The following is a 26,043-nucleotide window of genomic DNA, read 5'->3' as shown; positions in this document are numbered from 1 at the left end:
CCTCTCGAACGCAAACGAAGCGTTGCGGCTTACCCGAATAGCAAGAACACGGGGTGCGTGTGCAGGCAGAAGAGTGCCGTTGCACGGGCTCGAATCGACGACCGGCGACGGAGTCACGCGATGCAGGACGGACAAAGCATCGCGGGCGGGTTTGATGTGGTGTTGCTTGAGCGTCGCGCTCATTCCTTTGAAGGTTCGAACACTTGCCGAGTGCCTGGCAAGCGTTCGAACCGGAATGGATTCGCGGCCGCGTTTCGACAAACGCCGGACAAACGCCGGACAAACGCCCGACAAACGCCCTTTAACGACCCCAGCGCAACACCAGCGGATCGAGCCGCCGCGCGACTTTCAGCAGGCCTTCGCGGGTGGCCGGATGCATGGCCGGCAGCGGATGGCGCACCGCATCCGAGCGGATCACGCCGCCTTCCTTCATCAGCGCCTTGCACGAGGCAAGCCCGCCCTGGCGGTTTTCGTAGTTGATCAGCGGCAGCCACTGCTGATAGTGCGCGGCGGCCGCTTCGGTATCGCCGGCCGCATAGGCGTCGATGATCAGACGGATGCCGTCGGCGTAACCGCCGCCGGTCATCGAACCGGTCGCGCCCGCATCCAGATCGGCCATCAGCGTGATCGCTTCTTCGCCGTCCCATGGACCCACGATCGCATCGCCGCCCAGTTCGATCAGCTCGCGCAGCTTGTTCGCGGCTTGCGGCACTTCGATCTTGAAGTACGACACGTTGTCGATCTCGCGCGCCATGCGGGCGAGAAACGGCGCCGACAACGGCGTGCCGCTCACCGGCGCGTCCTGGATCATGATCGGAATCTGGATTGCATCGGACACCGTACGATAGAACTCATAGATGCCACGCTCGCCGATGCGGATCGTCGCGCCATGGTACGGCGGCATCACCATCACCATCGCGGCGCCCGCGGCCTGCGCGCTGCGGCTGCGTTCCGCACACTGATACGAGCTGAAATGCGTGGTCGTGACGATCACCGGCACGCGGCCCGCGACGTGTTCGAGTACGACGTGCATCAGCGTATTGCGCTCGTCGTCGGACAGGGCGAACTGCTCAGAAAAGTTAGCCAGAATGCACAGTCCGTTCGAACCCGCGTCGATCATGAAGTCGATGCAGCGTTTCTGACCTTCGAGGTCGAGCCGGCCGGCGTCGTCGAAGATGGTCGGCGCGACGGGGAACACGCCGCGCAATGCGGTGGGATGCGATGCCTGGGTCATGGTGATGTCGTTGTCCTTGGATGATCGGTGAAGCCGTTTGAATGTCTCCAACGCCGACTATACGGCGGCCTGCGTCGCAGGTATATTGAATTGTTTCCATCCTGTGATCGCTTTTACGACTCACCTCTGACACTCGCACCTGTCCCATGAAAGACACTCTGAACGTCCTGCTGTCGAAACTGCGCATGAAGCAACTGCAACTGCTCATCGCGCTCGACGACCTGAAGTCGCTGCACAAAGCCGCCGGCGCAATGTCGATGACGCAATCGGCGGCGAGCAAGGCGCTGCAGGAACTGGAATCGATGCTCGACGCGCCGCTCTTCGAACGCTCGAAGACCGGCATGATCCCGAATCAGCTCGGCCACTGCGTGATCCGCTACGCGCGCCTCGTCGCGACGGACCTGACCGCGTTGTGCCAGGACGTCGCCGAGATACGCTCGGGGCGCGGCGGCCGGCTTGCGGTGGGCGCGATCATGGGCGCGATTCCGGAGTGCGTCGTGCCGGCGCTGAACCGGCTGCATGCGGGGCAGCCGAATCTGTCGATCGAAGTGATGGAAGACACCAGCGCGCGGATGCTGCTGCAACTCGACGACGGCCGGCTCGATCTGGTGATCGGCCGCGCCGCGGTGGCGGCCGATCCGTCGAAGTATCAGTACCGTCCGCTCGGCGACGAGCCGTTGTCGGTGGTGGTGGGCTACGGTCATCCGCCGTTGCCGAAGAAAGAGGTGCGGTTGCGCGATCTGGCCGGCCACCGTTGGGTGATGTATCCGTCGCACATGCCGTTGCACGCGCTGCTCGAACGGGAGATGGATCTCGCCGGCCTCGACATGCCGGACAACGCCATTTCGACGGCCTCCACGTTTGTCACGGTCGCCTTGCTGAAAAGCAGCCCCGACTTGGTTTCCCTGCTGCCGACCGCGATTGCCGCGATGTTCGTCCGGCAGAAGATGCTGCGCGTGGTGCCCGTCAAACTCAAGTCGCCGTCCCAGACCTTCGGCGTGGTGACGCGCAAAGGCGGCGTGTTGTCGTCGCCGGCCGAACAGTTCATTGGGTTGCTGTGCGACGAGGCGCTGGAGCACACGCCGGCGCCCGCGCCCGTGCGGAGACGGCCGGCGCAAAAGCGCAAAGCCACCTGAAGCGGCGCGTTTCCGGCGCGTGAAAGACGCTCAATATCTCACGCTAATTCGCGTTTTGCCATGTGCCGCCACGATGTGTTGTAGCCGCGACACTGTCGGGTTAATCCGAACCCATGGCGACCCGAGGTTCCGCGCTACACTGCTCCGAAGTCAGCCGGGTTAGGAAGCCTGGCGATCGCTCGGGGAGAGCAGCCATGAATCGGCCACTGCTTCGGTTTCCGCTTCGCGCGGCCGGCACGACACCAGTGTGGAAGTGGTTCAAATGGGGGCTGGCGGCTGCGTTGCTGCTCGGGCTGGCATGGGCGGCGCGTTTCGTGCAGATCGAGATCGAAACGTCGCGGCTGCAGGCGCACTACCTCTCCGAACTGACTCGTGACGTGGGCTATTCCGTCGCCGACGGTCCCAGTCATTCGATCCGCTTTCCACAAGCCGACAAAGGCCCGTACGACAGCCGGCTCGGCTATGCACTGCTGCCTTCGATCCAGCAACGATTGCTGAAACGCGGGTTTGAAATCAGCGCGCAGGCACGCGATTCCGAGCGGATGCTGTCGCTGGCCGATAACGGTCTATTCCTGCCGTACGCCGAAAAAGACATTGCCGGGCTACAGCTTTTCGACGGCACCGGCGCGCCGCTTTTCGACGCCCGCTTTCCGGGCCACGTGTACGACAGCTTCGACGCGATCCCGCCGGTCATCGTGAACTCGCTGCTGTTCATCGAAGACCGCTATCTGCTCGATCCCAATCAGCCGAACCGCAATCCGGCGATCGACTGGGGACGCTTCAGCCGCGCGTTGGCCGACCAGGGCGTGCGCGTTTTCAACAGCCATCAGCCCGCGCCTGGCGGCAGCACGCTCGCCACGCAGATCGAAAAATTCCGCCACTCCGCGGGCGGCCGCACGGCGACGCCGCCGGAGAAATTGCGGCAGATCGCATCGGCGTCGGTGCGAGCGTATATGAATGGTCCGCAGACGCTGCCCGCGCGGCAGCAGATCGTGGTCCGCTATCTGAACTCGGTGCCGCTCGCTGCGCAACCGGGGATCGGCGAAATCAACGGCATCGGCGACGGTCTCGCCGCGTGGTACGGACGCGATTTCGGCGAGGTCAACCGCCTGCTGAATGCGTCTTCGACTGCACAGAACCTGGCGGAGCAGGGCAAGGCGCTCCGCGAGGTGCTCTCGTTAATGATCGCGCAACGCGCGCCGTCGTATTTTCTGCATCGCGGCTATGGCGAGCTCGAACGGCTGACCGACAGCTATCTGCGTTTGCTGGCGAGCGGCGGCGTGGTGTCGGGTGAGTTACGCGATGCGGCGCTGTCCGCGCAGGTCGAACTGCATCGCGCGCCGGTCGCTACGCAGAGCGCCGGCTCGTTCGTATCGCGCAAGGCCGTCACGTCGATGCGCTCGCATCTGCTGGCCTCGCTCGGCATTCCGAGTTTCTATGAACTCGACCGCCTCGATCTGCAGGCCACGGGCACGCTCAACAACGCCGTGCAGCAGGCTGTCAGCGAACGGCTCGCGGCCGCCTCGACGCGCGACGGCGCGAAAGCAGCGGGACTCGTCGGCTTCGAAATGCTGCGGCCGTCCGACGATCCGTCGAAAATCGCCTATAGCTTCACGCTGTTCGAGCGACGCGACGGCGCGAACCTCGTGCGGGTGCAAACCGATAGCGTGAACCAGCCGTTCGACATCAACTCCGGCGCGCGCCTGAACCTCGGTTCGACAGCGAAAATGCGTACCGTGGTCACTTATTTGCAGATCGTCTCCGACCTGCACGCGCGTTATGCACCGCTGAGCACAGCGGAGCTGAAAGCCGTGAAGCCCGATCCGACCGACCAGTTGACGCGCTGGGCGCTCGACTATCTCGCGCACACCTCGGACCGCTCGTTGCAGGCGATGCTCGATGCGGCCGTGGAGCGTAAGTACTCGGCCAGCCCCGGCGAAACGTTTTACACGGGCGGCGGCGCCCAGACCTTCAACAACTTCGAGTCCGACGACAACAGCCGCATCCTGACCGTGCATCGCGCATTCCAGCATTCGGTGAATCTGGTGTTCGTGCGGCTGATGCGCGACATCGTCCACTACGAGATGGTGCAGACGACTGGGCCCTCGGCGCAATGGCTCGGCGATCCGGCGATCCGCAAGATGTATCTGACGCGTTTCGCCGATCAGGAAAGCCGCGTGTACATGAACCGTTTCTACACGAAGTATCACGGCAAGACGCCGGATCAGGCGTTGGCGCTGCTGGTGCTCGGTGTGCGCAAGTCGCCGCCGAAGGTGGCAACCGTGTTGCGCAGCGTCGCACCGGACGAATCGAATGCGTGGTTCAACGCGCAGATGCGCGCGGCGCTGAAGAACACCCCGGCCGCGTCGATGCTCGACGATGAAGACCTCGCGAACCTGTACTCGAAGTATGCGATCGACCGCTTCAATCTGAACGATCGCGGTTATATCGCGAGTGTCCATCCACTCGAGCTGTGGACGCTCAACTATTTGCGCGCGCATCCTGCCGCCACGCTCGACGAGATTCAGAAAGCGAGCCGTGACGTGCGCCTGTCGACCTATTCGTGGCTCTTCAAGACGCGTTATCACGCCACGCAGGATCGCCGCATCAAGCGGATGGTGGAACTGCGCGCGTACGACGCGATCGGCAAATCGTGGCAGGCGCTCGGCTATCCGTTCACGACGCTCACGCCTTCGTATGCGGCGGCGATCGGCGCATCGGGCGACCGGCCTGCCGCGCTCGCGCAACTGATCGGCGTGATTGCCAACGACGGCAACAAGGTGCCGACCGAAAGCCTCACGCAACTCGACTTCGCGAAAGACACGCCGTACGAAACCCACTTCAAGCGCGCGGCGGTCGCGCCCGAGCAGCAGTTGTCACCGGAGATCGCCGGTGTGATGAAAACGCTGTTGCGCGATGTCGTGACGGGCGGCACGGCGCGGCGGCTCGCGCAAGGCATGACGTTCCCCGACGGCCAGACGCTGGCGGTGTACGGCAAGACGGGTACAGGCGACCAGCGTTTGAATGTCTATGCCAAAGGCGCGCGGCTGATCGAGTCGCGCAAGGTGAACCGCAGCGCGACCTTCGTGTTCGCGATGGGTGACCGTTTCTACGGCACGTTGACTGCGTGGGTGCATGAACCGTATGCGGCGCATTATGAATTCACCAGCGCGTTGTCGGTGCAGTTGTTGAAGTCGATGGCGCCCGTGTTGCAGCCGCTGCTGGATAGTCCAAAGGTGAAGGCGGCTGTGATGGCGAAGGTGGTGGCGAAGTGATGGCGTGAGCGTTGTGATTGCGTGTTATTTGCCTTCAGCGATGGACGCTATGAGCAGCGCTCAATAACCCGTATCCGACGCCGGTTTCAGGAACAACTCGTGCACCGGCGCGAAATGCGCATAGAGCGGCAGAATCGCGCCGCCCATCGCACGCGCATCGGCGCCGATCGCGCCTTCGAGCAATTGCGGACGCACCATCCCTTCCCATTCGAAGCGATCGAGCACGCGCTCGGTGCGGCGGATGATTTCGCGCACCAGTTGCCGGTCGAATTCGCCGTCGATCACGATCGCTTCGAGGTCGAGCAACGCGGCCGCATTGGTCAGCGCGCTGGCGATCGCCGGACATGCGCCGTCGAGCCATTGCTCGGTATGCCGCCACAATTCCGGCGACAGCGCGCGATGATCGTGCGCGGCGGCGGCCAACGCGCCCGCGTCGCTGAACAGCTTTTCAAGCACGAAGCCCGATGCCGCGTGCAGCAATTGCCGCGCGGGTTTGCGCGCGCTGCCGTCGCGCAGCGGAATCGAACCGACGGCGCCCGCGTTGTCATGCGGCCCGCCATGCAAGCGTCCGTCGATCACGAGCCCGCCGCCGATGAAGGTGCCGACGAACAGATACAGGAAGTTGTGAATGCCGCGGCCCTGGCCCATCACGAGTTCGGCCGCGCAGGCAGCGGTGGTGTCTTTGGCGAACTCCACCGGCAGGCCGGTCATGGTCGCGATGCGGGCGCGCAGGTCGATCTCGTTCCAGGCGTCGAGCGCGTCGGGCGGCGCGCCGAGAAAGTCGCGCCAGCCGCCGAGCCACAGCGGCGCGGCGACACCCACGCCGACCACCTTGGCGGCGTTCGCGCCGAGCGTGCGCTTGACGCGCGCGAGCCTGCTTTCGAGCGCGGGAAACAGCGTGCGCGGGTCGGGATAGGCATACTCGAATACATCGCGGCACACCACATGGGCGGCAAAATCCATCGCCAGCACGTCGAGGCTGCGGCGTCCCACCTTGATGCCGATGGTATACGCGCCGTCCGCGCGCAACGCGATCGGCACCGACGGCTGGCCGATCCTGCCGCGCACGCGCGCCTGTTTTTCGAGCAGGCCGTCGTCGATCAGACGGTCCACGATCATCGACACCGTCTGCATCGACAGACGCGTGAGGCGCCCTACGTCGGCTTTCGGCAGCGGCCCATGCAGGCGGATCGTCTGCAGCACGATGCGTTCGTTGAATTGACGCATGCCGACCTGATTCGAGCCAACCGTGCGTTTGAGCGGGGAGCGGGCGCCGGTGGTATCCATCGTCGCGAATCCGCTCAGCAGGAGGCGCGCGTCATGCAATCGCCTTGACGTCTGCTTCCTTTGCGCCGGTCATGATCGCAACCGCCTCCGACATGTGCACGTCGCTCCGGTTGACGAGCGCCGCGCGCCGGCCGAGCCGTTGAATATGAATGCGATCGGCGACTTCGAACACGTGCGGCATGTTGTGGCTGATGAGAATCACCGGTAGCCCGCGATCGCGCACGCGCCGGATCAGTTCGAGCACCATGTTGCCTTCCTTCACGCCGAGCGCGGCGGTGGGTTCATCGAGAATCACCACGTGGCGTGCAAAAGCCGCGCTGCGCGCCACCGCGACGCCCTGGCGTTGGCCGCCCGACAGCGTTTCGACGGCCTGGCGCATCGAACGGATGCCGATCTGCAGGTCCTTCATGTGCGCAGTCGCTTCTTCGAGCATGCGGCGCTTGTCGATCATTTTGAAGAGCGAGCCGCGCCAGCCTGGCTTGAGCAGTTCGCGGGCGAGGAACAGGTTTTCGGCGATGCTCATTGCCGGCGCGACCGCGAGTTCCTGGTACACGGTTTCGATGCCTTGCGCGCGCGCATCCAGCGGGCTGCGGAATTTGACCGGTTTGCCGTCGAGCAGTATCTCGCCTTCGTCCGGCACGGTCGCGCCGGACAGCGCCTTGATCAACGACGATTTGCCTGCACCGTTGTCGCCGATCACCGCGAGAATTTCTCCGGGCAGCACTTCGAAATCGCAACCGTCGAGCGCGGTCACGTTGCCATAACGTTTGACGAGTCCGCGCGCCTGCAGAACGGGCATCGTGGAGGAAGCGGAAATAGGTGTCGACATGACGGGCTCCATGCAAGTGCCGTGAGTACTCAACCGCGACGATGAGAGAGTTTGTCTGCGGCTACCGCGAGAATCACCAGCATGCCGGTGATCAACACCTGGTAGACCGAAGAAACACCGATCAGCGTCAAGCCATTGCGAAACACGCCGACGATCAACGCACCGAGCAAGGTGCCGACAATCGAGCCGCGTCCGCCGAACAGGCTCGTGCCGCCGAGCACGACCGCGGTAATGCTGTCGAGGTTCTCGGTTTGCCCCGCCTGCGGATCGCCGACACCCGTGCGCGACACCGACAACAGCGCGGCGATGCCGTAGATCGCGCCGGCCAGCGAGTACACCGTGAGCAGGATCTTCTGCGAAGAGAGGCCCATCAAACGCGCCGCCTCGGCGTTGTTGCCGAGCGCATATAAGTGACGCCCCGGCACCGTGTCGCGCAGCACGAACCAGGTGGCGAGATACATCAGCAGCGTGAGGACGGTGCCGTACGTGACCTCCGCCGGGCCGAGCTTGAACGTGTTGCCGAGGAACATGATCGCGTCGGGCAGGTTCGACACGCTCTCCGCATTCGAATAGATCTGCGTGAGCGCGAACGCGATGTTCAACGTCCCCAGCGTGACGATGAAGGCGGGCAGTTTGATGCGCGTGATCAACACGCCGTTGAGCGCGCCGAACAAGGTGCTCGCGGCGATCCCGCACAGGATCGCGAGAATCGGCGGCACGCCCAGCGTGACCGCGAATTTGGTCATGATGATGGAGCCGAACGCCATCACCATGCCGCACGACAGATCGATGCCGCCAGTCAGTACGATCAGCGTCTGACCGATGGCGATGACCGCGACCACCATGGTCTGTTGCAGGATCAACGAGAGATTCTGGAACGACAGAAAGCGGCTGCTCTGCGAAATGAAGAAGCCGCACGCCAGCACCAGCGCGATCAGCGGACCGACCTCGGCAAGCGACGGCAGACGGTCGGCGAAAGTGCGTGAATGGCCGGCGGGCGCGGAAGGAGTCGACATGATGATGTCCTCGATACATGAGCGTGCCATACGGGCCACGCGGCAAATCGGATTGCGGCCCGCCGCGGCGGGCACGTCACACAGTGTGGGTTACTTGTTGCCCCAGCAGTTGTCGAGGCCGTACTTCGTATCCTTGCTGTCGATGCCGGACATCGGCTTGTCGGTAATCAACGTTACGCCCGTGTCCTGATAGCCGGAGACTTTCTTGCCGGTCTTCGCGTACTCGACCCCGGCGTTCACCCCGAGTGCGGCCATCTTCAGCGGATACTGCTGCGAGGTCGCGGCGATCGAACCGGCCTTCACGTTGCGCACGCCTTCGCAGCCACCGTCGATCGAAACGATCATCACGCTCTTGTCCTTGCCCGCCGCCTTGAGCGCGCGATACGCGCCCGCCGCGGCCGGTTCGTTGATCGTGTAGACCACGTTGATGTCCGGCGATTTCTGCAGGCAGTTCTCCATCGCCGTCTGGCCCTTCGCCTGATCGCCGCGCGTGTCCTGGCTGCAGACCACAGACGGGTCACCTTCCTTCACGCCGAAGCCTTCCAGAAAGCCGTTATGACGCAGTACGCCGACCGATACGCCGGGCGCGAGATCGAGCGTGGCGATCTTCGCGGGTTTGCCGTTCAGCGCGGCCTTAGCGTATTTGCCGATCAGCACGCCGGCCTTGAAGTTGTCGGTGGCGAAGAGGGCATCGGTGGCGTCCTGCGGATCGGTCGGCGTGTCGAGTGCGACCACCATCACGCCGGCGGCGCGTGCTTTTCTGATGCTCGGCACGATCGCCTTGGTGTCGCTCGGCGTGATCAGAATCGCTTTCGCGCCGGCCGTCATCATGTTTTCGATCGCGGTGACCTGGCTTGCGTTGTCGCCGTCGAACTTGCCGGCGGCGCTGATCAGCTTCGCGCCGTCTTTCGAGGCGGCCGCTTCGGCACCCTGTTTCATCTTCACGAAGAAAGGGTTGGTGTCGGTCTTGGTGATCAGGCCGACGACCGGCTGGTCGGCGGCCTGGCTCGCGCTCGCACACCAGAGCGCCGATGCCGCGACGCACATCGACACGATTTTCCTGGCGACAGGATGCCTGCGGGAATGCTGATTCATGGGACGCTCCTCCGGTTGTTGGCGACGACGTTGTGGACTACTGGCTGCCAGCGGCGAACGCTAAACGCTGCCGGTCGGCAACCTCGGTTATTGCGTTGAGGTGAAGTGGCGGTTGCGCCGACGCTGCGGTGAAAGCTGCCCCGCCTAAATCACTTTGGTTGATTTAGTACAGCAGGCGTGCTGACTTGCGTCAAGGTAGGATTTCCACGGGACGTTGACGCAAGTCAGCACGCCCGAAGGCGGCGCGCCTTTTGGGGAGAGGCTTACGCGCTGTGGTGCGGTGCAAGATGAAGGACCGGGGCTTCGGGAAAGTCCTGGCTCCGTTCGAAGGTGTTTGAAGTCTGAATGATGCGTCGAACATGACCGCGGTTGCATCGAGCGTGGTGAACTCGGTGCGAGTGCCAGCGGGCAGACTGCGCCGCTGTTACGGCCACATCACCGCGCGCGCGGCGCACCCGTGGAGGCCCGCGCGACAAGTTCGGGCGGGGACGAGACCCGCATCGGCACGTCGGCCGCGCTGCGCCCTGCCTGGCCATACGACGACTCGATCAGCTCGCGCAGCAGCGACACCGCGAGTCCAGCAACCTCGACCGTAGGTACGGCCACTGTCGTCAAGGCGGGCCGAGAGTCGCGCGCGAGTTGAATGTCGGTGATGCCGATCACGGACAGGTCGCCAGGGACATTCAGGCCGAGATCGGCGGCGGCGTGCATCGCGCCGAGCGCCGGCAGGTCGTTGGTCGCGAAGATCGCGGTGAGCTTCGGATCGGCTTCGAGCAGCGCGCGTGCCGCGACGTAGCCGCCATGAATCGTGTCGGCCGCGTGTCGGACGCGGTTCTTTGGCGCGCCGGCCGCGCGCAGCGCATCGACGAAACCCTCGTAGCGGGCCGCATGAATGCCCGAAGCCTTACTGCCGACAATTGCGCCGATCCGCCGATGCCCGAGTTCCAGCAGATGCGCGCCGGCCAGTTCGCCCGCCAGCCGAAAGTCGACCGCGACGCACGGCAGCCCAGGCGGTTCGTGCGGCCGTTCCCACATGCACAGCACCACCGGCGTGCCGCGCGCTTCGGTCGTGTGAAGGTCGGCGAAGTCGAGATTCGCGTTCGTCACGAGCACGCCCTCGGAAAGCGTGCCTGCAATCTGGTCGAGATACGCGCGGCCGATCAAGGGATCTTCGTTCGTATTGCAGATGATCACGAAGTGGCCGCTCGTGCGTGCCGCGCGTTCGACGGCGAGCGCAAATTCCGGATAGAACGGATTGGCGATGCTCGACACCATCAGCGCGAGCGTCGGCGCGCGGCCTTCGGCGAGTGCGCGGGCGGCCAGATGCGGGCGATAGCCGAGCGCCTCGACGGCGACGAGAACCCGCTGCCGGGTCGCCGCACCGACGCGGCCGCGATTGCGCAACACGTTCGATACGGTCGCAGGGGTGACGCCGGCATGGCGCGCGACTTCGCTGAGTGTGGGCATGTTTTTTCAATATTTGGGATGACTGTTCGACATTTGCGTCGCGGCGCAAGGCGCGGCACCATCTGTCGCACAAACAATCGATATCGGAGACAGGCTGGCCCCAACGATCGCAAGCGATCGATTTTTTCGGGTCCGCTGATTAAGCGCTTAATCTCCGACTGCGAGTTGATTAAATCACGGAGTCGATGCAATGGCGAGCATTTCGTTAAGAGGCGTGCAGAAGGCGTATGGCGATGGCGCGCCGGTGATTCGCGACGTCGATCTCGAGATCGCGGAGAACGAGTTCTGCGTGTTTCTCGGCCCGTCGGGGTGCGGCAAGTCCACCTTGCTGCGGATGATCGCCGGTCTCGAAGACGTCAGCGACGGCGACCTGTCGATCGGCGGCAAGCTCGTCAACGACGTGCCCGCTGCGCAGCGCGGCGTGGCGATGGTGTTCCAGAGCTACGCGCTGTTTCCGCACATGACGGTGTTCGAGAACATGGCCTTCGGTCTCAAGCTCGCCAAAACCCCGAAAGACGAAATCGACCGCAAGGTGCGTGAAGCCGCGCGCATCCTGCAACTGGAGGCGCTGCTCGAACGGCGGCCCAAGGCGTTGTCGGGCGGACAGCGGCAGCGCGTCGCGATCGGCCGGGCCATCGTGCGCGAGCCCGGCGTGTTTCTGTTCGACGAACCGTTGTCCAATCTCGACGCTACGTTGCGCGGGCAGACCCGCGTCGAGATCGCGCGGCTGCACAAGCAGTTCGCCAAGGCGAGCGTGGTCTACGTGACGCACGACCAGATCGAGGCGATGACGCTCGCCGACAAGATCGTGCTGCTGCATGCGGGCAAGGACACCGAGCGTTACGGCAGCATCGCGCAGATCGGCGCGCCGCTCGAGTTGTATCACCGTCCGAAGAGCCGCTTCGTGGCCGGTTTCATCGGCTCGCCGCGGATGAATTTCCTGCCGGGCAAAGTGACGTCGATCGATCCGCAAGGCGTGGCCATCACGCTCAACCACACCGCTGAAATCTTGCGCGTGCCCGTCAGCGGCGAAGGGCTGCAAAGCGGACAAACGGTCACGCTCGGCGTGCGTCCCGAGCACCTGGAGTTCGTCGACGCCTCGTCCGCTTCAACTGCCGGGTCTGCCGACGGTGTGCTCGCGCGGACCGTATCGCTCGTCGAGCAACTCGGCGAACACAGCTACGTTCACCTCGATCAGCCCGGCGGCGCCGTGCTGATCGCCAAAGCGCCGGGCGATACGCGCCTGGTACCCGGGGACGCTGCGCACTTGCGCGTGCCCCGCGTTGCCTGCCATCTGTTTACCGAAGACGGCTTTGCGGCCGCTTCGCTCGAATCCGTCGAACACTACGCATAACGTCAGGGGACATTGGGATGCGCCTTGGAGTCTGTTATTACCCGGAACACTGGCCGGAGTCGATGTGGGAAGACGACGCCCGCCGCATGAAAGCGCTCGGCATCGAGCAGGTGCGGATCGCCGAATTCGCATGGAGCCGCATGGAGCCGACGCCCGGCGAATACGACTGGGGCTGGCTCGATCGCGCGATCGACGTGCTGGGCGCGGCCGGGCTGAAGGTCGTCATGTGCACGCCGACCGCGACGCCGCCCAAGTGGCTGATCGATCGTTATCCTGACATTCTGCCGATAGGCGCGGACGGACGGCCGCGCGCATTCGGTTCGCGGCGTCATTACGATTTTTCGTCGCCGTCGTATTTCGAAGCGTCGCAATGCATCTGCACGGCGGTGGCCGAGCGTTACGGCAAGCATCGGGCAGTCGCGTACTGGCAGACCGATAACGAATTCGGCTGTCATCACACGGTGGTCAGCTATTCACCCGCGGCCGTGAAGCGCTTTCGCGAATGGCTGAAGGCGCGCTATTGCACGATCCAGGCATTGAACGACGCGTGGGGCACGGTGTTCTGGAGCATGGAGTACCGCAGCTTCGATGAGATCGACGCGCCGGTGGCGACCGTCACCGAAGCGCATCCTTCGCACCGCCTCGATTACCGCCGTTTCGCGTCCGATGAAGTGGCGCGCTACAACCACATGCAGGTCGAGATCATTCGTGCGCATTCGCCGGGCCGCCCGGTCGCGCACAACTTCATGCAGCTCTTCACCGAGTTCGATCACTACAAGGTCGCGGCCGATCTCGACGTCGCGAGCTGGGACAGCTATCCGCTCGGCGCGCTCGAAGAGCAATGGTTCGCGCCGGACGTGAAGGCGCGCTGGCTGCGCAGCGGTCATCCCGATTTCGCGTCATTCAATCACGACGTGTATCGCGGCATGTCGAAGCTGCCGTTCTGGGTGATGGAGCAACAGCCGGGTCCGGTGAACTGGGCGCTGTGGAACCCGGCGCCGCTGCCAGGCATGGTGCGCCTGTGGAGTTGGGAGGCGTTTGCGCACGGTGCGGGCTGCGTGTCGTACTTCCGCTGGCGTCAGGCGCCGTTCGCCCAGGAGCAGATGCACGCGGGGCTGAACACGCCGGACAACCGGCTCGACGTCGGCGGCAACGAGGCGGCTCAGGTGGCGGACGAGATTCGCACGGTGCTCGCCGCGAATGCCGACGCCGACGCGGCAATCCGTTCGAAGGTCGCGCTCGTCTATGACTACGAGGCGAAGTGGCTGTTCGAGATTCATCCGCAAGGTGCGGACTTTCACTATCCGCGCTTCGCATTCGAGTATTACTCGGCGTTGCGTGCACTCGGCCTCGATGTCGATGTCGTGCCGGTGAACGCGCCGTTCGATGGCTACAGTCTGATCGTCGTGCCGCCGCTGCCGGTCGTGCCGGACGATTTCGCGGCACGCCTCGCTAGCTCGGGCGCGCAGGTGGTGCTCGGGCCGCGTACCGGTTCGAAGACGCCCGATCTGCGGATTCCGGCGAATCTGCCGCCGGGCCCGCTGGCCTCGGTGCTGCCGGCGCGCGTGTGGCGTGTCGAATCGATGCGGCCGAACGTGACCGAAGGCGTGCGTCTCGCTGACAGCAAAGAGACCGGCAATGACGACGGCTACGCGCGTCACTGGCGCGATTTCATCGATAGCGATGCGGCAGCCGCGCTCGACGTGCGCGCCCGTTTTGCGGATGGCCATCCCGCGTATGTGCGCGGCGGCGCGATCCATTACTTTGCGAGCCTGTTCGACGACGCGCTCACGGTGCGACTGTTCGAGCGGATCGCGCAGGAGGCCGGTGTCGCGACTATGCAACTTGGTGACAGCGTGCGCCTCGCCCGGCGTGGCGCGTTGACCTACGCGTTCAACTACGGCGACGCCATTCACACGCTCGGCGACGTGGCCGACGACGCTTTCGTAATCGGTTCACGCACGCTCGCGCCGCAAGGTGTGGCAGTCTACCGGTCGCGCTGATGCGCCGAACCACGCGCTTGAAAGAGGATTCCACGCAGTAACAAACAACGACGCTAAATCAAGGCATAAAGGAGACAGGCAGCATGAAACTGAAACCACGCAAAATTCTGTTGGCATTCGCGTTGGCTGCGGCGGCAGCGGGGGCATCGGTCGTCAGCACGGCTTCGCAGGCCGGCACGCTCGCGGTGAATATCGCGTTCAAGGGCGCAAGTCAGCGCGCGGTATGGCAGTCGGTGATCGACGAGTTCAAGAAGACGCATCCCGGGGTCGACGTGAAGGTGTCGTTCATCGATGAAGAAGCGTACAAGGTGCAATTGCCCGGCTGGCTCTCCACCGTCGCACCCGATGTCGTCAACTGGCATGACGGCGAGCGGATGGCGTATTACGCGCAGCGCGGCCTGTTCGAAGATCTGAGCGGCGACTGGGCGAAGAACGGCTGGAACGACATGTATGCGTCGACCAAGGAAGCGTCGTCGTATAAGGGCAAGCAATACGCCGCGCCGACGGTGTACTACTCGTGGGGCATGTTCTATCGCAAGGATCTGCTCGATAAAGCCGGCGTGAAGGGCGAGCCGAAGACGTGGGATGAGTTTCTCGACGCTGCGAAGAAGCTTAAAGCGGCCGGCATTACGCCGATCGCCGTGGCGGGCCGCGATGCGTGGACGCTCGCCGGCTGGTTCGACTATCTCGATCTGCGTCTGAACGGCAATGCGTTCCATCAGAAGCTCATGGCGGGCGAGATTCCGTACACCGATCCGCGGGTGAAGAAGGTCTACACGACGTGGAAGCAACTGCTCGACGCCGGCTATTTCATCGACAATTCGCTCTCCTACGATCTGGACTCGGTGCAGCCGTTCCTGTTCCAGGGCAAGGCCGCGATGATGCTGATGGGCACCTTCATCACTGCCGGTTTTCCGGCGAACGTGAAGCCGCAAATGGGTTACTTCCAATTCCCGGTGATCGACCCGAAGGTGCCGACCGCCGAAGATGGTCCGGTCGAATCGCTGCATATCCCGTCGAAAGCGAAGAACAAGGCGGATGCGCACGCGTTCCTCGCCTTCGTCGAAACGCCGCAGATCGGCGCACAACTGGCGACCGGACTCGGCTCGCTGTCGGCGAACAGCAAGTCGCCCGAACCTGAAGACCCGATCTCGAAGATCGGCTTCCAGATTCTCGCGAATACGAAGGGCGGCATTGCGCAGTTCTACGATCGCGATATGACCAAGGAAATGGCCGACGAAGGAATGAAGGGGATGCAGCAGTTCGTCTCCGATCCCACCAAGCTCGACGACGTGCTCGCGCAACTCGAGCAGACGCGCAAGCGGATCTACAAGAAGTGAACGGGGGCGGCCGTGAGGCCGCTTTGCTGTGGTATTTGGTTGGCAGCTATCTTGCATGGGACCAGAGTAAGGCGCTAAAGCGCCAACTCTGGTCGACCGCTGTGCATGGGACCAGAGTAAGCGCTAAAGCGCTAACTCTGGTCGACAGGAGAAAAGATCGTGTCGCAATCCGTGAGCCGTCACACCGTCGGCGGCCCTGTTGAACCTGGTGTGCCGGGAGCGCCTGCGCCAGGCGGTGCGGTGCGTGGCGCGTCATCGGCTGCGCCGCGCCGACGCCGTCCCACGCCGACCGCGCGCCGCCAGCGCCGTGCCGCGTTCCTGTTTCTCGCGCCGGCCTGCGTCATGGTGGCGATCTACGTCGTCTGGCCCATCCTGTCGACCATCCGGCTCAGTTTCTTCAACTGGGACGGCATGACGGAGCCGTCGTTCATCGGCCTCGCGAACTACGTGGAGCTGTTTCACTCGCAGACGTTCTACACCGCGCTGAAGAACAACCTCATCTGGCTCGTGCTGTTTCTGCTCGCTCCGCCGATGGGCCTCGCAGTCGCGTTATATCTGAACCAGGCGGTGGCTGGCATCCGCATCGTCAAGTCGCTGTTCTTCGCGCCATTCGTGCTGTCGGGCGTGGTGGTCGGTTTGATCTTCTCGTGGTTCTACGACCCGACTTTCGGCCTGCTCGCGTTGATGCTCGGCCACGGCGTGCCGGTGCTCGGCGACCCGCGCTATGCAACGTTCGGGATCGTGTTCGCCGCGCTGTGGCCGCAAACCGCCTATTGCATGATTCTTTATCTGACCGGGCTCACGTCGCTGAACGCCGAACAGATCGAAGCCGCGCGCATGGAAGGCGCGCATGGCTGGTCGATGCTGTGGCACGTGATCCTGCCGCAACTGCGGCCGACCACGTTCATGGCGATCGTCGTCACCATCATCGGCGCGTTGCGCAGCTTCGATCTGATTTCGGTGATGACGGGTGGCGGCCCGTTCGAAAGCTCGACCGTGCTCGCGTATTACATGTACGACCAGGCGATCAAGTACTACCGCATCGGCTATTCGGCGGCGGTGGCGGTCGTGCTGTTCTGCATCATGCTGGTGTACATCGTTTATCACTTGCGGCGGATGCTGCGCGCCGAGCAATAAAGGAACCGATCATGTTTCCGATCCCGATCGACAAATGGAAGCCGCTCACGCGCCGTGCGTACAAACTGACCTTGCCCGTCGCCTTGCTGATCTGGCTGCTGCCGATGATCGCGGTGCTCGTCACCTCGGTGCGTTCGACGGAAGAACTGAGCGAGGGCAACTACTGGGGATGGCCGAAGCACTTCGCGATGTTCGACAACTATCGCGAGGCGTTGACCACATCGCCGATGCTGCATTACTTCTGGAACAGCGTGCTGATTACTGTGCCTGCGGTGGTCGGCTCGATTGCACTGGCCGCCATGGCCGGCTTCGCGTTGGCGATCTACCGTTTTCGCGGCAATTCGACATTGTTCGCCACTTTCGTCGCGGGGAATTTCGTGCCGGTGCAGGTGTTGATGATTCCGGTGCGCGATCTGTCGTTGCAACTCGGGCTGTTCAATACCGTGAGCGCGCTGATTCTGTTCCACGTGTCGTTTCAGACCGGTTTTTGCGCGCTGTTTTTGCGCAACTTCATCAAGCAGTTGCCGTTCGAACTGGTCGAGGCGGCGCGGATCGAAGGGGCGAACGAGTGGACGGTGTTCTTCCGGATCGTGCTGCCGCTGATTCGTCCGGCGCTCGCGGCATTGGCGATTCTCGTGTTTACGTTCGTGTGGAACGACTATTTCTGGGCGCTGTGTCTGACGCAAGGCGATGACGCCGCGCCGATCACGGTGGGCGTTGCCGCCTTGAAGGGGCAGTGGACGACGGCGTGGAATCTCGTTTCGGCGGGGTCGATTCTGGCCGCATTGCCGTCGGTGGCGATGTTCTTTGCGATGCAGAAGCACTTTGTCGCCGGCTTGACGTTTGGGGCGACGAAGGGGTGAGGGCGGGTTGTCTGTTGCTTGATTCTTGATGCTTGATGCCGCAGAAGGGTTGCCCGCGAAAGCGGGCTTTTTTTTCGGGGTTGCTATTCGGACCGATGGTTGCTCACGGTCGGCGTATCGCGACGCGCAGCGCTGCGTGGGCGCTATCGAGCGGTTGCCGGCCCTGGCTGGCGAACTTCACGGCTGGCGCCATCCATGGATGAGCAAACGCGACGACGCTTGCGCCGGCCTCATACGCGTCGTCCGCCGATGCCGCGACAGCGGCGAGGCATGCGTTCATGTCACCACTTTTGAACAGTGCCCAGACTTGCGGCACATGAATGACTTTCACGGACGCATCAGTTCCGCTCGCGTGTTGCGCGAAGAGTCGCCGGGTGGGCTCGATCGCGGATTCAGCGGCACACAACACTGCGATCGATCCGCCGACTTCCGCTGCGGCGGCGGCCAATGCGGCATCCGCTCTCACGATGGGCACCGGCGAACTCTCCATCTCCGCGACGGCGGGCCCGAGCGTAGCGCAAGTCACGATGACGGCATCGGAATTGGCTGCCAATTGCTGAAGACAAAGGCTTGTCTGTGTCAGCAAGTCGGCGGTGAATGCCCCCGCGTGCTCAACGGCCTCGCGGAGATCCGGTCTCACATCATGTCGAAGATCATCGCTGCGCAGACCAAGACTATTGGCCGCGTGTTCGAATACCTGGCGATTTCCGCCGATCGTGTGCAAAAAAGAAATGCGCATTGGCTTCTCCCCCCGGTGACGTTGTCTGAGCCAGATTCATCCGTCCCGATGCGGATTCGGCGCGTCGTGCGTCGGCAGCCGGGTCGAGTGCTGTGCCGGCATTGTTGCGGTGTCACGCTCGGCTAACAAGACAACTTCTGCTACTGGTATGGCTGATACCTGCTTTGGGGAAATGAATTGTGCCGACCGCATATCGAGGTGCGGGAGCTGACGTTCCGGTTCAGACGCCGGCCTTCGGAAGCAGGCTGCGCAAGCCTCTATCAGATAAGATACACCCCGCCATGTATTTTCGAGAACAGAAGGAGTGTTGTCAGTGATTCAACCGAGCGGCGTATTCAAGGAAAATCTCGCACAGATGCCGGCGATCGACGGCATCGCGCGTATCGATCTGGTCGACGGCAAGGGCATCGTGGTTGCGAGCATCGAGAACAATCCGGGCAAGCAGGGCTCTCTCGCGCTGTACAACTATCTGCGCGAGGCATTCGGGACGCTGGACGTCAAAGCGGCCGAGGCAGGCCTCGCTCTGTTCGCCGAACATACGGCCGACGCGCGTAACCGTCCGGGCGCGCACCCGAACGTCGACCTGCTGCTTGCGATCGTGGCGGGTGGCGAGGCGTTGCGTATCGAAGTCATCGCCGCGGGTTGAGGAGAGACGTCGTGAGTTCGGCCGGTTGCCTCGATTGACGCTGAGGCCACTGCTTCGGGAGCCACACACAGCGTACCCCACCTAGCTCCGTTTGCTTGCTGTCTTGCTTCGCGTTGCCGCACGAGCGGCGCGAAGCTCGGCCGAATCGAGAAAGAAGTTTTGTTAACGGCCATCCGTTCGACCATGAAGTCGACAAAAGTCTTCACGCGCTGATGATCGCGCCGGATGTGATCGCCGACTACGACGCTTCGTCGGGCGAGGTTCGCCGCAAAGCCACGCAGATGAATCACAACCAGCCCGGCGATCCGAAGAAATTGGCGCAAGCGCTCGTCGTGCTGGCCGACGCGCCGAATCCGCCGCTGTGTTTGCCGCTCGGAACCGACACGCTCGCCGCCATCGCCAGGAAAAACGCTTACGTGGAGCAGGAAACGCAGACCGGGCGAGCGCTGTCGGCCTCGACGGATTTCCCTGCGTGAGAAGGTGGAGGGTTTGCGATCGAAAGCGGGCCGCCAGATAGCGGCCCGCGCCTATTCTTCAGCGGAATATCGCATTTTTTCGAAGACTTCGGATTGGCTTCACAAACGGCTTCTGTTCGACAGATTGAAAAGCACGGGTCCGGCACAAACTAGCGTCGTGCCATTCGCGCCCAGGAGCCTGCGATGTCTTCCCGCCACGACAAAGATCACCCGTTCGAAGCCGGCTTGCCGGAGCAGGCCGTGCCCGAATCGAACAGCCCGCCGCTGGGTCGGGACGCTGCGATGCACGAGTTGCAACGTGCGTCGGAGACCGTGCTGCGCCTTGCCACGCAGACGCACGCCGCCGTCGCCCGTAGCGACATGGCCGGCGCGGAAATCGCGCGCACGTCGCTTGAACGGCAACTGACGCTGACCACGCGCATGATCGACGGGCTTCTGTTCGGCAGCAGCGACGATCAGCCTACGACGCACTGAGTGGCCGGCAGCCACGACGACATCAATCACAGTCTCGATCCTCTGAAAACTGAAATGAGCGCTTTAACGGTAATTCTCTGCATCTGGGCCACGGTCGCTTTCTGCGCGATCCTTTTTATCCGTGGCGCCAGCACGCGCATCGAGCGTCCGGCGAAAACGCCGCAACCCCGTGCATCGCGCTATTCGATCGCGGAGTAACGGCGACCCAATGCTGCCGCCGCGGCGCAAGCCGGCGAGGTAACATGAAGTGCGCCAGCGCCCATGCTGGATTGCACTGACGGTACCTTCAGCGGAGGTTGTCGCATGGACACGCATTCGATTCTGGGCATGATGCACGCCGAAGAGGCTTTGTTGGTCTCCGTCGTGCGATCGTTGCCCGCGGACATCAAACGCAAGATCGCCAACGATTTCCATGAGCAGGTTCAACTCGCGGAAACGTCGCATCTGAATCCGACCACCGATCGCGAAGCCAGCGACGCGTTCAAGGCCCATCTCAGACGGCTGTCGAACATGCTGGCTTCGTTGTCTTGAGAGAAGAGGGCGGCGCGGAATTCCTCGATGCGGTGCGTCGCCAAAACAAGCCCGAGCGGCAGTCAAACAGCCGCTCGTCCCACGTATTTCGATTCGCCCCCCAAAAAGACGATAAAACACGAGCGCGGGGGCAATTCGCGCTATGTCCGCTGACGCGCCGCAATGCATGCCCAATGCACGCGCAGCCGCCAACTCCCTCGCCCTGTTTATTGGGGGCCAGCTTAATCCTCGCTTAAGAAAGCATCCCTAGGCTTGCCAGCAACCTTATGCAGCGCCTCATGCAGTGACTGGCGGCGCTGATCAATAAACCCACCAGCGTGTGCGTGTCGTCGGCGCACCGCCGGTCGACCGCTTTTAGTCAATGCCCCTATCTGTAGCTCGTGTCCTGCCCGGACGGGCCGGCAAAATCATCGTTGTCTGTGCGATCAGCTCCGTGTGCGCGGCCTATCTGGTGAGCCACGATCGCACTGCTCGCACCGAGGACCCCGACGTGTCTCTCGTGAGCAAGGACTCGGCGAAACCTGCCGCCGCCTCACCCGCCGTGCCTGCCGCAACCAGCACCCCCGCGACGAAGCCGCCCGCTTTCACCGTCAAGCACGCTTCGATCGAACACAGCTTCGCGGCCGCCGCGAAAGCCATGGGTGTCGATCCCGCCACCACGGCGATTCTGGCGCGCGCATTTCGTGGCGAATTCAACTTTTCTCGCGATCTGCGATCCGGCGACAGCGTGAGCGCGGTGTTCGACGAAAGCGGCGACGGCGCCGCGGAGAGCGAGCCGCTCGCGGTTCGCATCGTTCGTGGCGGGACGACACACGACCTGTTCCTGCACAAGGATCTTCAGGGCAAGCCTTTCTATTATTCGAAAGACGGCGCGAGCACCAGGCCTTCGTTCGAGCGCTATCCGTTGGAATTCACGCGGGTGTCGTCGGGCTTTTCGTTGCATCGACTCGATCCGGTACTGCATCGCTGGCAAAGTCATGACGGTGTCGACCTCGCCGCACCGGCCGGCACCCCCGTTCATGCAACGGCGCGCGGTGTGGTCCGCTTCATCGGCCGGCAGACCGGCTACGGAAAAGTGGTCGTCATTCAGAATCCGCCGCCGTATTCGACCACGTTCGCTCATCTGTCGCGCTTTGCGAAAGGCTTGCGTCGTGGCAGCCAGGTCAGTCGCGATCAGGTGATCGGCTATGTCGGCGAAACGGGTTGGGCGACCGGTCCGCATCTGCACTACGAAGTGCACGTGAACAACGTCCCGCGCGATCCGCTGACCGTCGAGTTGCCGCAGAAGACACCGCTTCACGCCGACGAGATGCCGCAGTTCAAGGCACGCGTCGCGCAATTGACTGCGCTCCTGTGAGCCGACGCGGGCCGCGACGACGCAACGCGTTCGCGGCCCGTCGCGCCATGGCGAGCGCAAACATCCTCCGAGAGCGCAGCGACGGCGTCTCAGCTTTGCGACATGTGGGGCAGGGCTGGATAACCACTAGTTTCATCACTCAAACACCGGTATATCTGATCGAAGCGTTCGGCGAACCATTGTCAGCCGGTACGGTTACGGGTTTTCCATCGGCCGGCAGATCGCGTGCCCGACTCGTGCGGCAGCGCTGCCACGCAAACGGCCCGCGTTTCAATTCCGACTCATTGCGTGCCGTGAAGCAGGCGTCAGCACGGAAACCGAATCACACGACATTGTCCAGCAAGGCTTTGAGGTCTCGTGGCATAGCTGTTGCAATAAGCAAATCACAAAGCAAAAACACGCTGCAGCCGGAGATACAAAGCAGTATCACGCAGTGAACAAATTCCGGCAGCAGCAAATGTCTTCGTGGATCGCGCTCGGGGAAATCGACGCATCTCACGAGGTGCGGCGGGGCCAACAAGAATACGGATGTCAATAAAACAGCGACGCCGGTGGCCGATATGGCATGTATCGACCCGCCGTGATCGTGACGACGTGTGACGCGGGGGCCTCGCCACTTTTTTTGTCCAGAGCGTGCGAGCGCCACTCACCCGAGCGTGAGTCGGACAGAAGATTGCTGAAACTGCGATGCCGTTCGATACCCATCGGGCCCAGACGCCTACATGACGCTTCGCATTCGTACCACCAAAGCCCGCGCGAACCGAACGCTTGCGTACCACCCGGCGGGCTGCGAAGATCGCATTAAAGCCCTGTCATCCTTGGCTTTGCGTCGAGCCGCGCCACGCCGGCCAGCTGCACGGCGAGGCGCCTCTGATACACCGTGGTCACGGGGAATCCCATGTTTGCGTCAAGTCCGTTTTCCGGCCTGCTGCACCACGCGAGCCTCTGGCTGCAAGCGTACGCGCTCGTGCTGGTCATGATGGGCGTGGGGGCGTTGCTGGAGCGGCGCTGGCCCGCCACGCTGCTGCAGTCGCGCTCGGGGCAGCGACTGAACATGGCCTATGCGGGTTTGTATCTGGCGCTCGTGGAGGCGGTGAAGCCGTTGGCGGCGGCAGCGAGCGTCGCAATCGTGAACGCGCTCGGCGGCGGCATGGTCGTGCTGGTGTCGCGGGGAGGGAGTGCGCTGGCGTCGTTCGTGATCGTGCTGCTGACCATCGACCTGCTCGAATACGCATTCCACCGCCTGCAGCACACCTGGCCCGTGCTGTGGAAGCTGCATTCGCTGCACCATAGCGCGGTCGATTTCAACGTCACGGTGACGTTGCGGCATCACTGGTCTGAAGCGCTGATCAAGGGCTGTCTGCTGTATCCGCTGGTCGGTGTGCTGTTCAGGGTCGAGCCGTGGATCGTCGGGGCGACTTCCGTCGTATTCATGTTCGGCAATTATTTTGCGCATCTGAATCTGCGCGTGGATCTTGGCCGCTACATCACGTGGATCAACAATCCGCAATATCACCGCTTGCATCACTCGACCCGCGCCGAGCATTTCGATCACAATTTCACGCAACTCTTGCCGCTGTGGGACCACCTGTTCGGCACGCTGTGGGTGCCGGCGAAACACGAGTGGCCCGCCACCGGTCTCGACGACGGCACGCAGCCGCACTCGCTGCTCGGCGCGATCAGCTGGCCGCTGGGCGTGCACGTCGGGCGCGCGGTTGCGCTCGAGCGAGCCGCTCGCGCTGCTGGACAAGGAAACGAAGTGACGGTGCCGAGCGCGCGGAGATCGGGCCGCTGAATCAGGCGAGCCGCGCGCTGTGCACCGCCTTGCCGCCGAGCAGGCAAACGATCGCCGTCGCCATCACGAGCACGCACAGCGCGACGCGCAAGCCGAGCACGCCTGCGCCGAGGCCGATCAACGGCGGTCCGACCAGGAAGCCGGCATAGCCAGCAGTAGCCGCCATCGACACACCCGTCGCCGGCGTCACGGTCGAGCGGCCCGCCGCGCTGAAAATCACCGGAACGATATTCGCGAGGCCGACGCCGACCATCGCAAAGCCCACGCAAGCGCTCAGCACGGTCGGCAGACTCAGCACCAGCCCGAGTCCCGCCACCGCAACCAGCCCGCCAAGCGCGACGACCCGGCTCGAACCGAAACGGCGCACCGACACATCGCCGACGATGCGGCAGGCCGCCATCGAAAACGCAAACGCGGAATAGCCGATGGCGGCGACGCTCGCCTCCTGATTCAGGGTCGAGCGCAAGTACACCGCGCTCCAGTCGGCGACCGCGCCTTCCACGAGCATGCACAGAAACGCGAGCATCGCCAGTTTCATCACGCCGCCGCTCGGCCACGCGAATCCACTGGATGCCACGGCCGCGCGCGGGCCGAGGTCGCGCAACGCCAGCGTCGCCGCGCTGACGATCAGCACGGCAATGAACGCGTCCGGCGCGAGCAGTCCGCCGATCACGCCGACGCCGCCTTTCTGCAACATCGCACCCATCGCCGCGCCGAGCAGTCCGCCCGCACTCCAGGCGGCGTGAAACGATGACATGATCGGCGCGCGCCACTGCGTTTCGATGGTGCTGGCGTGGCCGTTCATCGACACGTCGAGCGCGCCGTTCGCCGCGCCGAGCGCGAACAGGACGAGGCACAGCACGGCCAGGCTGGGCGCGAACGCGGGCAGCGGCAACGCGATGACGAACGCCGCGCCGAGCAGCGCGGTCGCGCGGCCGCTGCCGAAGCGCGGCGCGAGTTGCCCCGCCAATGGCATGGCGACGATGGCGCCCAGCGCAAACGCGAACAGCGCGATACCGAGCGACGTGTCGCTGAGCGCGAGACCTTCCTTGATGCGCGGCACTTCGACGGCCCACGCGCCGATGCCGAAGCCGTTGGCGAGAAACACGCCGACGGTCGCAATGCGCTCCTTGAGCGGCTTGACGTGGTTCACCTGAGCGTTGGCGAGTGCGTTCATGAGCGGGCCACCATCACGTTGTCGCAGACCGCTTCGAGACTCGTGAGCCGCGCGGCCGGCACGTCGGCTTCGACGAACAGATAGTCGATGGCCGCGGCCGGCGCCACCGAAAAGGGCGCGGCGGTCATCAGCTTCTCCGAGGTCAGCGCGATGGCGAGCTGGCCGCTTGCTTTCACCATCGCCCGTTTGAGTTCGGCATCTTCCGCATCGAACGCGGCGACGCCTTCGTCGGGATCGAGCGCGCACGCGCCGAGAAAGCACAGGTCGGCGCGGACTTGCTGGATCTGCAGCAATGCGGTCGCGCCGAGCGCGCCCGCCGCGCCGCGCGCCATGCGCCCGCCGACCAGGATCACGTCGAAGCCCGGGCGGTTCAGCAGACGGCTGCACGCCTCGGGCGAATTCGTCACGACGGTCAGGTCCGCGTTGTCGGGCAGGGCCGCAGCGATCGCGACATTGGTCGAGCCGGCGTCGAGCAGAATGATCTGCTTCGGGCGCACGATCGAGGCCGCCGCGCTCGCGAGGCGGGCCTTTCGGTCCACGGCTTCGCTCATGCGAACGGCGGCAGGCTTGTCGGCGGGCGAGATCAGCAAAGCGCCGCCGTAGACGCGCTTGCAATGTCCCTGTTCGGCCAGATCACGCAGATGCCGCCGCACCGTGTGCTCCGAGGTCTGGAGTTCGGCGGCAAGCGCGGCCGCCAGCACGCGCCCGTGCGTACGCAGCCGCTCCAGAATCATCTGCTCGCGCTGCTCGGGCAGCAGTCCGTTTAGGGCTTCTTCACGCGTTCGCTGCATTTATCCACCTTGCTGTTTGGC

General features: G+C 63.6%; 23 protein-coding genes and 1 pseudogene. 15 read left to right on the top strand and 9 right to left on the bottom strand.

Annotated elements, in window-relative coordinates; all coding sequences use genetic code 11:
* Positions 1-301: 301 nt before the first annotated feature.
* Entirely contained in the window at positions 302-1,234 is a 933-nt protein-coding gene (locus tag B0G69_RS28860) for a dihydrodipicolinate synthase family protein (protein ID WP_121323260.1), read from the bottom strand.
* Positions 1,235-1,380: 146 nt separating this feature from the next.
* On the opposite strand from B0G69_RS28860, the gene B0G69_RS28855 reads away from it, so the two are divergent.
* Together B0G69_RS28855 and B0G69_RS28850 are read left to right on the top strand one after the other, a co-directional pair.
* Complete coding sequence (locus tag B0G69_RS28855; protein WP_121323258.1) at positions 1,381-2,370, top strand: LysR family transcriptional regulator; 990 nt, start codon at positions 1,381-1,383, stop codon at positions 2,368-2,370.
* 194 nt (positions 2,371-2,564) lie between these two features.
* The gene (locus B0G69_RS28850) at positions 2,565-5,645 is read left to right on the top strand and encodes a transglycosylase domain-containing protein (protein ID WP_121323256.1); all 3,081 of its coding nucleotides are present in this window, start codon (positions 2,565-2,567) and stop codon (positions 5,643-5,645) included.
* A gap of 60 nt (positions 5,646-5,705) precedes the next feature.
* Here the strand turns inward: B0G69_RS28850 and B0G69_RS28845 are convergent, their stop codons facing one another.
* The 5 genes from B0G69_RS28845 to B0G69_RS28825 form a co-directional block, all read right to left on the bottom strand.
* Positions 5,706-6,932 (bottom strand): ROK family transcriptional regulator, encoded by a 1,227-nt coding sequence (locus tag B0G69_RS28845; RefSeq protein WP_121323937.1) that lies wholly within the window; start codon positions 6,930-6,932, stop codon positions 5,706-5,708.
* A gap of 31 nt (positions 6,933-6,963) precedes the next feature.
* Positions 6,964-7,761, bottom strand: a complete 798-nt coding sequence (locus tag B0G69_RS28840; protein WP_121323254.1) for an ATP-binding cassette domain-containing protein — start codon at positions 7,759-7,761, stop codon at positions 6,964-6,966.
* 29 nt (positions 7,762-7,790) lie between these two features.
* Entirely contained in the window at positions 7,791-8,777 is a 987-nt protein-coding gene (locus tag B0G69_RS28835; RefSeq protein WP_121323252.1) for an ABC transporter permease, read from the bottom strand.
* A 90-nt stretch (positions 8,778-8,867) separates the two neighbouring features.
* Positions 8,868-9,872: a sugar ABC transporter substrate-binding protein gene (locus B0G69_RS28830; RefSeq protein ID WP_121323250.1), complete on the bottom strand. Its 1,005-nt coding sequence runs from the start codon at positions 9,870-9,872 to the stop codon at positions 8,868-8,870.
* Between the two features lie 435 nt (positions 9,873-10,307).
* A complete protein-coding gene (locus B0G69_RS28825) occupies positions 10,308-11,339 on the bottom strand; it encodes a LacI family DNA-binding transcriptional regulator (protein WP_121323248.1) in 1,032 nt (343 codons plus the stop codon).
* A 190-nt stretch (positions 11,340-11,529) separates the two neighbouring features.
* Here B0G69_RS28825 and ugpC point away from each other — a divergent pair, with 190 nt between their 5' ends.
* The 5 genes from ugpC to B0G69_RS28795 all read left to right on the top strand — a co-directional run bounded on the left by ugpC (position 11,530) and on the right by B0G69_RS28795 (position 18,036).
* Positions 11,530-12,693 carry a sn-glycerol-3-phosphate ABC transporter ATP-binding protein UgpC gene (gene ugpC / locus B0G69_RS28820; RefSeq protein WP_121323246.1) on the top strand — a complete coding sequence of 388 codons (1,164 nt, stop codon included), beginning with the start codon at positions 11,530-11,532 and terminating at the stop codon, positions 12,691-12,693.
* A 17-nt stretch (positions 12,694-12,710) separates the two neighbouring features.
* A complete protein-coding gene (locus B0G69_RS28815; protein ID WP_121323244.1) occupies positions 12,711-14,696 on the top strand; it encodes a beta-galactosidase in 1,986 nt (661 codons plus the stop codon).
* An 83-nt stretch (positions 14,697-14,779) separates the two neighbouring features.
* The gene (locus B0G69_RS28810) at positions 14,780-16,036 is read left to right on the top strand and encodes an ABC transporter substrate-binding protein (protein ID WP_121323242.1); all 1,257 of its coding nucleotides are present in this window, start codon (positions 14,780-14,782) and stop codon (positions 16,034-16,036) included.
* Positions 16,037-16,195: 159 nt separating this feature from the next.
* A complete protein-coding gene (locus tag B0G69_RS28800; RefSeq protein WP_121323239.1) occupies positions 16,196-17,173 on the top strand; it encodes a sugar ABC transporter permease in 978 nt (325 codons plus the stop codon).
* An 11-nt stretch (positions 17,174-17,184) separates the two neighbouring features.
* Positions 17,185-18,036 carry a carbohydrate ABC transporter permease gene (locus B0G69_RS28795; RefSeq protein WP_121323237.1) on the top strand — a complete coding sequence of 284 codons (852 nt, stop codon included), beginning with the start codon at positions 17,185-17,187 and terminating at the stop codon, positions 18,034-18,036.
* Positions 18,037-18,139: 103 nt separating this feature from the next.
* On the opposite strand, the gene B0G69_RS42185 is transcribed toward B0G69_RS28795, so the two are convergent.
* Positions 18,140-18,511, bottom strand: coding sequence for a hypothetical protein (locus B0G69_RS42185; RefSeq protein ID WP_241991500.1), 372 nt, complete (start codon positions 18,509-18,511; stop codon positions 18,140-18,142).
* Positions 18,512-18,679: 168 nt separating this feature from the next.
* Between B0G69_RS42185 and B0G69_RS41515 the strand changes: the two genes are divergently transcribed.
* The 8 genes and pseudogenes from B0G69_RS41515 to B0G69_RS28755 all read left to right on the top strand — a co-directional run bounded on the left by B0G69_RS41515 (position 18,680) and on the right by B0G69_RS28755 (position 24,054).
* Positions 18,680-18,901, top strand: coding sequence for a hypothetical protein (locus tag B0G69_RS41515; RefSeq protein WP_199731436.1), 222 nt, complete (start codon positions 18,680-18,682; stop codon positions 18,899-18,901).
* Positions 18,902-19,088: 187 nt separating this feature from the next.
* Entirely contained in the window at positions 19,089-19,421 is a 333-nt protein-coding gene (locus tag B0G69_RS28785) for a DUF2322 family protein (protein ID WP_121323233.1), read from the top strand.
* A gap of 206 nt (positions 19,422-19,627) precedes the next feature.
* Positions 19,628-19,897, top strand: a pseudogene (locus B0G69_RS28780) (short-chain dehydrogenase/reductase); the annotation flags it as partial.
* Positions 19,898-20,080: 183 nt separating this feature from the next.
* The gene (locus B0G69_RS28775) at positions 20,081-20,371 is read left to right on the top strand and encodes a hypothetical protein (RefSeq protein ID WP_121323231.1); all 291 of its coding nucleotides are present in this window, start codon (positions 20,081-20,083) and stop codon (positions 20,369-20,371) included.
* Positions 20,372-20,569 carry a hypothetical protein gene (locus B0G69_RS28770; RefSeq protein ID WP_121323229.1) on the top strand — a complete coding sequence of 66 codons (198 nt, stop codon included), beginning with the start codon at positions 20,372-20,374 and terminating at the stop codon, positions 20,567-20,569. It begins immediately after the preceding gene.
* 105 nt (positions 20,570-20,674) lie between these two features.
* The gene (locus tag B0G69_RS28765; RefSeq protein ID WP_121323227.1) at positions 20,675-20,902 is read left to right on the top strand and encodes a hypothetical protein; all 228 of its coding nucleotides are present in this window, start codon (positions 20,675-20,677) and stop codon (positions 20,900-20,902) included.
* Positions 20,903-21,263: 361 nt separating this feature from the next.
* Positions 21,264-22,259 carry a peptidoglycan DD-metalloendopeptidase family protein gene (locus tag B0G69_RS28760; RefSeq protein WP_241991499.1) on the top strand — a complete coding sequence of 332 codons (996 nt, stop codon included), beginning with the start codon at positions 21,264-21,266 and terminating at the stop codon, positions 22,257-22,259.
* Between the two features lie 898 nt (positions 22,260-23,157).
* Complete coding sequence (locus tag B0G69_RS28755) at positions 23,158-24,054, top strand: sterol desaturase family protein (protein WP_241991498.1); 897 nt, start codon at positions 23,158-23,160, stop codon at positions 24,052-24,054.
* A 1-nt stretch (position 24,055) separates the two neighbouring features.
* Here the strand turns inward: B0G69_RS28755 and B0G69_RS28750 are convergent, their stop codons facing one another.
* Complete coding sequence (locus B0G69_RS28750) at positions 24,056-25,231, bottom strand: MFS transporter (protein ID WP_121323225.1); 1,176 nt, start codon at positions 25,229-25,231, stop codon at positions 24,056-24,058.
* Entirely contained in the window at positions 25,228-26,022 is a 795-nt protein-coding gene (locus B0G69_RS28745) for a DeoR/GlpR family DNA-binding transcription regulator (RefSeq protein WP_121323223.1), read from the bottom strand. The genes B0G69_RS28750 and B0G69_RS28745 overlap by 4 nt, the downstream gene beginning before the upstream one ends.
* Positions 26,023-26,043: the final 21 nt, after the last annotated feature.

The organism is Paraburkholderia sp. RAU2J (assembly GCF_003634845.1).
GTDB classification, from domain to species: Bacteria; Pseudomonadota; Gammaproteobacteria; order Burkholderiales; family Burkholderiaceae; genus Paraburkholderia; species Paraburkholderia fynbosensis.
Note: the sequence above shows the minus strand (reverse complement) of the source record. Positions and strands in the feature narration are given on the sequence as shown.

What these genes read in the sequence shown, in the direction of transcription:
- B0G69_RS28845 (WP_121323937.1), bottom strand. Translation starts at nt 6,932, where the DNA reads ATGGATACCACCGGCGCCCGCTCCCCGCTCAAACGCACGGTTGGCTCG.
- B0G69_RS28765 (WP_121323227.1), top strand. Translation starts at nt 20,675, where the DNA reads ATGGACACGCATTCGATTCTGGGCATGATGCACGCCGAAGAGGCTTTG.
- B0G69_RS28750 (WP_121323225.1), bottom strand. Translation starts at nt 25,231, where the DNA reads ATGAACGCACTCGCCAACGCTCAGGTGAACCACGTCAAGCCGCTCAAG.
- B0G69_RS28860 (WP_121323260.1), bottom strand. Translation starts at nt 1,234, where the DNA reads ATGACCCAGGCATCGCATCCCACCGCATTGCGCGGCGTGTTCCCCGTC.
- ugpC (WP_121323246.1), top strand. Translation starts at nt 11,530, where the DNA reads ATGGCGAGCATTTCGTTAAGAGGCGTGCAGAAGGCGTATGGCGATGGC.
- B0G69_RS28775 (WP_121323231.1), top strand. Translation starts at nt 20,081, where the DNA reads ATGTCTTCCCGCCACGACAAAGATCACCCGTTCGAAGCCGGCTTGCCG.
- B0G69_RS28825 (WP_121323248.1), bottom strand. Translation starts at nt 11,339, where the DNA reads ATGCCCACACTCAGCGAAGTCGCGCGCCATGCCGGCGTCACCCCTGCG.
- B0G69_RS28840 (WP_121323254.1), bottom strand. Translation starts at nt 7,761, where the DNA reads ATGTCGACACCTATTTCCGCTTCCTCCACGATGCCCGTTCTGCAGGCG.
- B0G69_RS28835 (WP_121323252.1), bottom strand. Translation starts at nt 8,777, where the DNA reads ATGTCGACTCCTTCCGCGCCCGCCGGCCATTCACGCACTTTCGCCGAC.
- B0G69_RS28795 (WP_121323237.1), top strand. Translation starts at nt 17,185, where the DNA reads ATGTTTCCGATCCCGATCGACAAATGGAAGCCGCTCACGCGCCGTGCG.
- B0G69_RS28755 (WP_241991498.1), top strand. Translation starts at nt 23,158, where the DNA reads ATGTTTGCGTCAAGTCCGTTTTCCGGCCTGCTGCACCACGCGAGCCTC.
- B0G69_RS28855 (WP_121323258.1), top strand. Translation starts at nt 1,381, where the DNA reads ATGAAAGACACTCTGAACGTCCTGCTGTCGAAACTGCGCATGAAGCAA.
- B0G69_RS28830 (WP_121323250.1), bottom strand. Translation starts at nt 9,872, where the DNA reads ATGAATCAGCATTCCCGCAGGCATCCTGTCGCCAGGAAAATCGTGTCG.
- B0G69_RS28745 (WP_121323223.1), bottom strand. Translation starts at nt 26,022, where the DNA reads ATGCAGCGAACGCGTGAAGAAGCCCTAAACGGACTGCTGCCCGAGCAG.
- B0G69_RS41515 (WP_199731436.1), top strand. Translation starts at nt 18,680, where the DNA reads ATGTCGAAGATCATCGCTGCGCAGACCAAGACTATTGGCCGCGTGTTC.
- B0G69_RS28760 (WP_241991499.1), top strand. Translation starts at nt 21,264, where the DNA reads ATGCCCCTATCTGTAGCTCGTGTCCTGCCCGGACGGGCCGGCAAAATC.
- B0G69_RS28850 (WP_121323256.1), top strand. Translation starts at nt 2,565, where the DNA reads ATGAATCGGCCACTGCTTCGGTTTCCGCTTCGCGCGGCCGGCACGACA.
- B0G69_RS28815 (WP_121323244.1), top strand. Translation starts at nt 12,711, where the DNA reads ATGCGCCTTGGAGTCTGTTATTACCCGGAACACTGGCCGGAGTCGATG.
- B0G69_RS28810 (WP_121323242.1), top strand. Translation starts at nt 14,780, where the DNA reads ATGAAACTGAAACCACGCAAAATTCTGTTGGCATTCGCGTTGGCTGCG.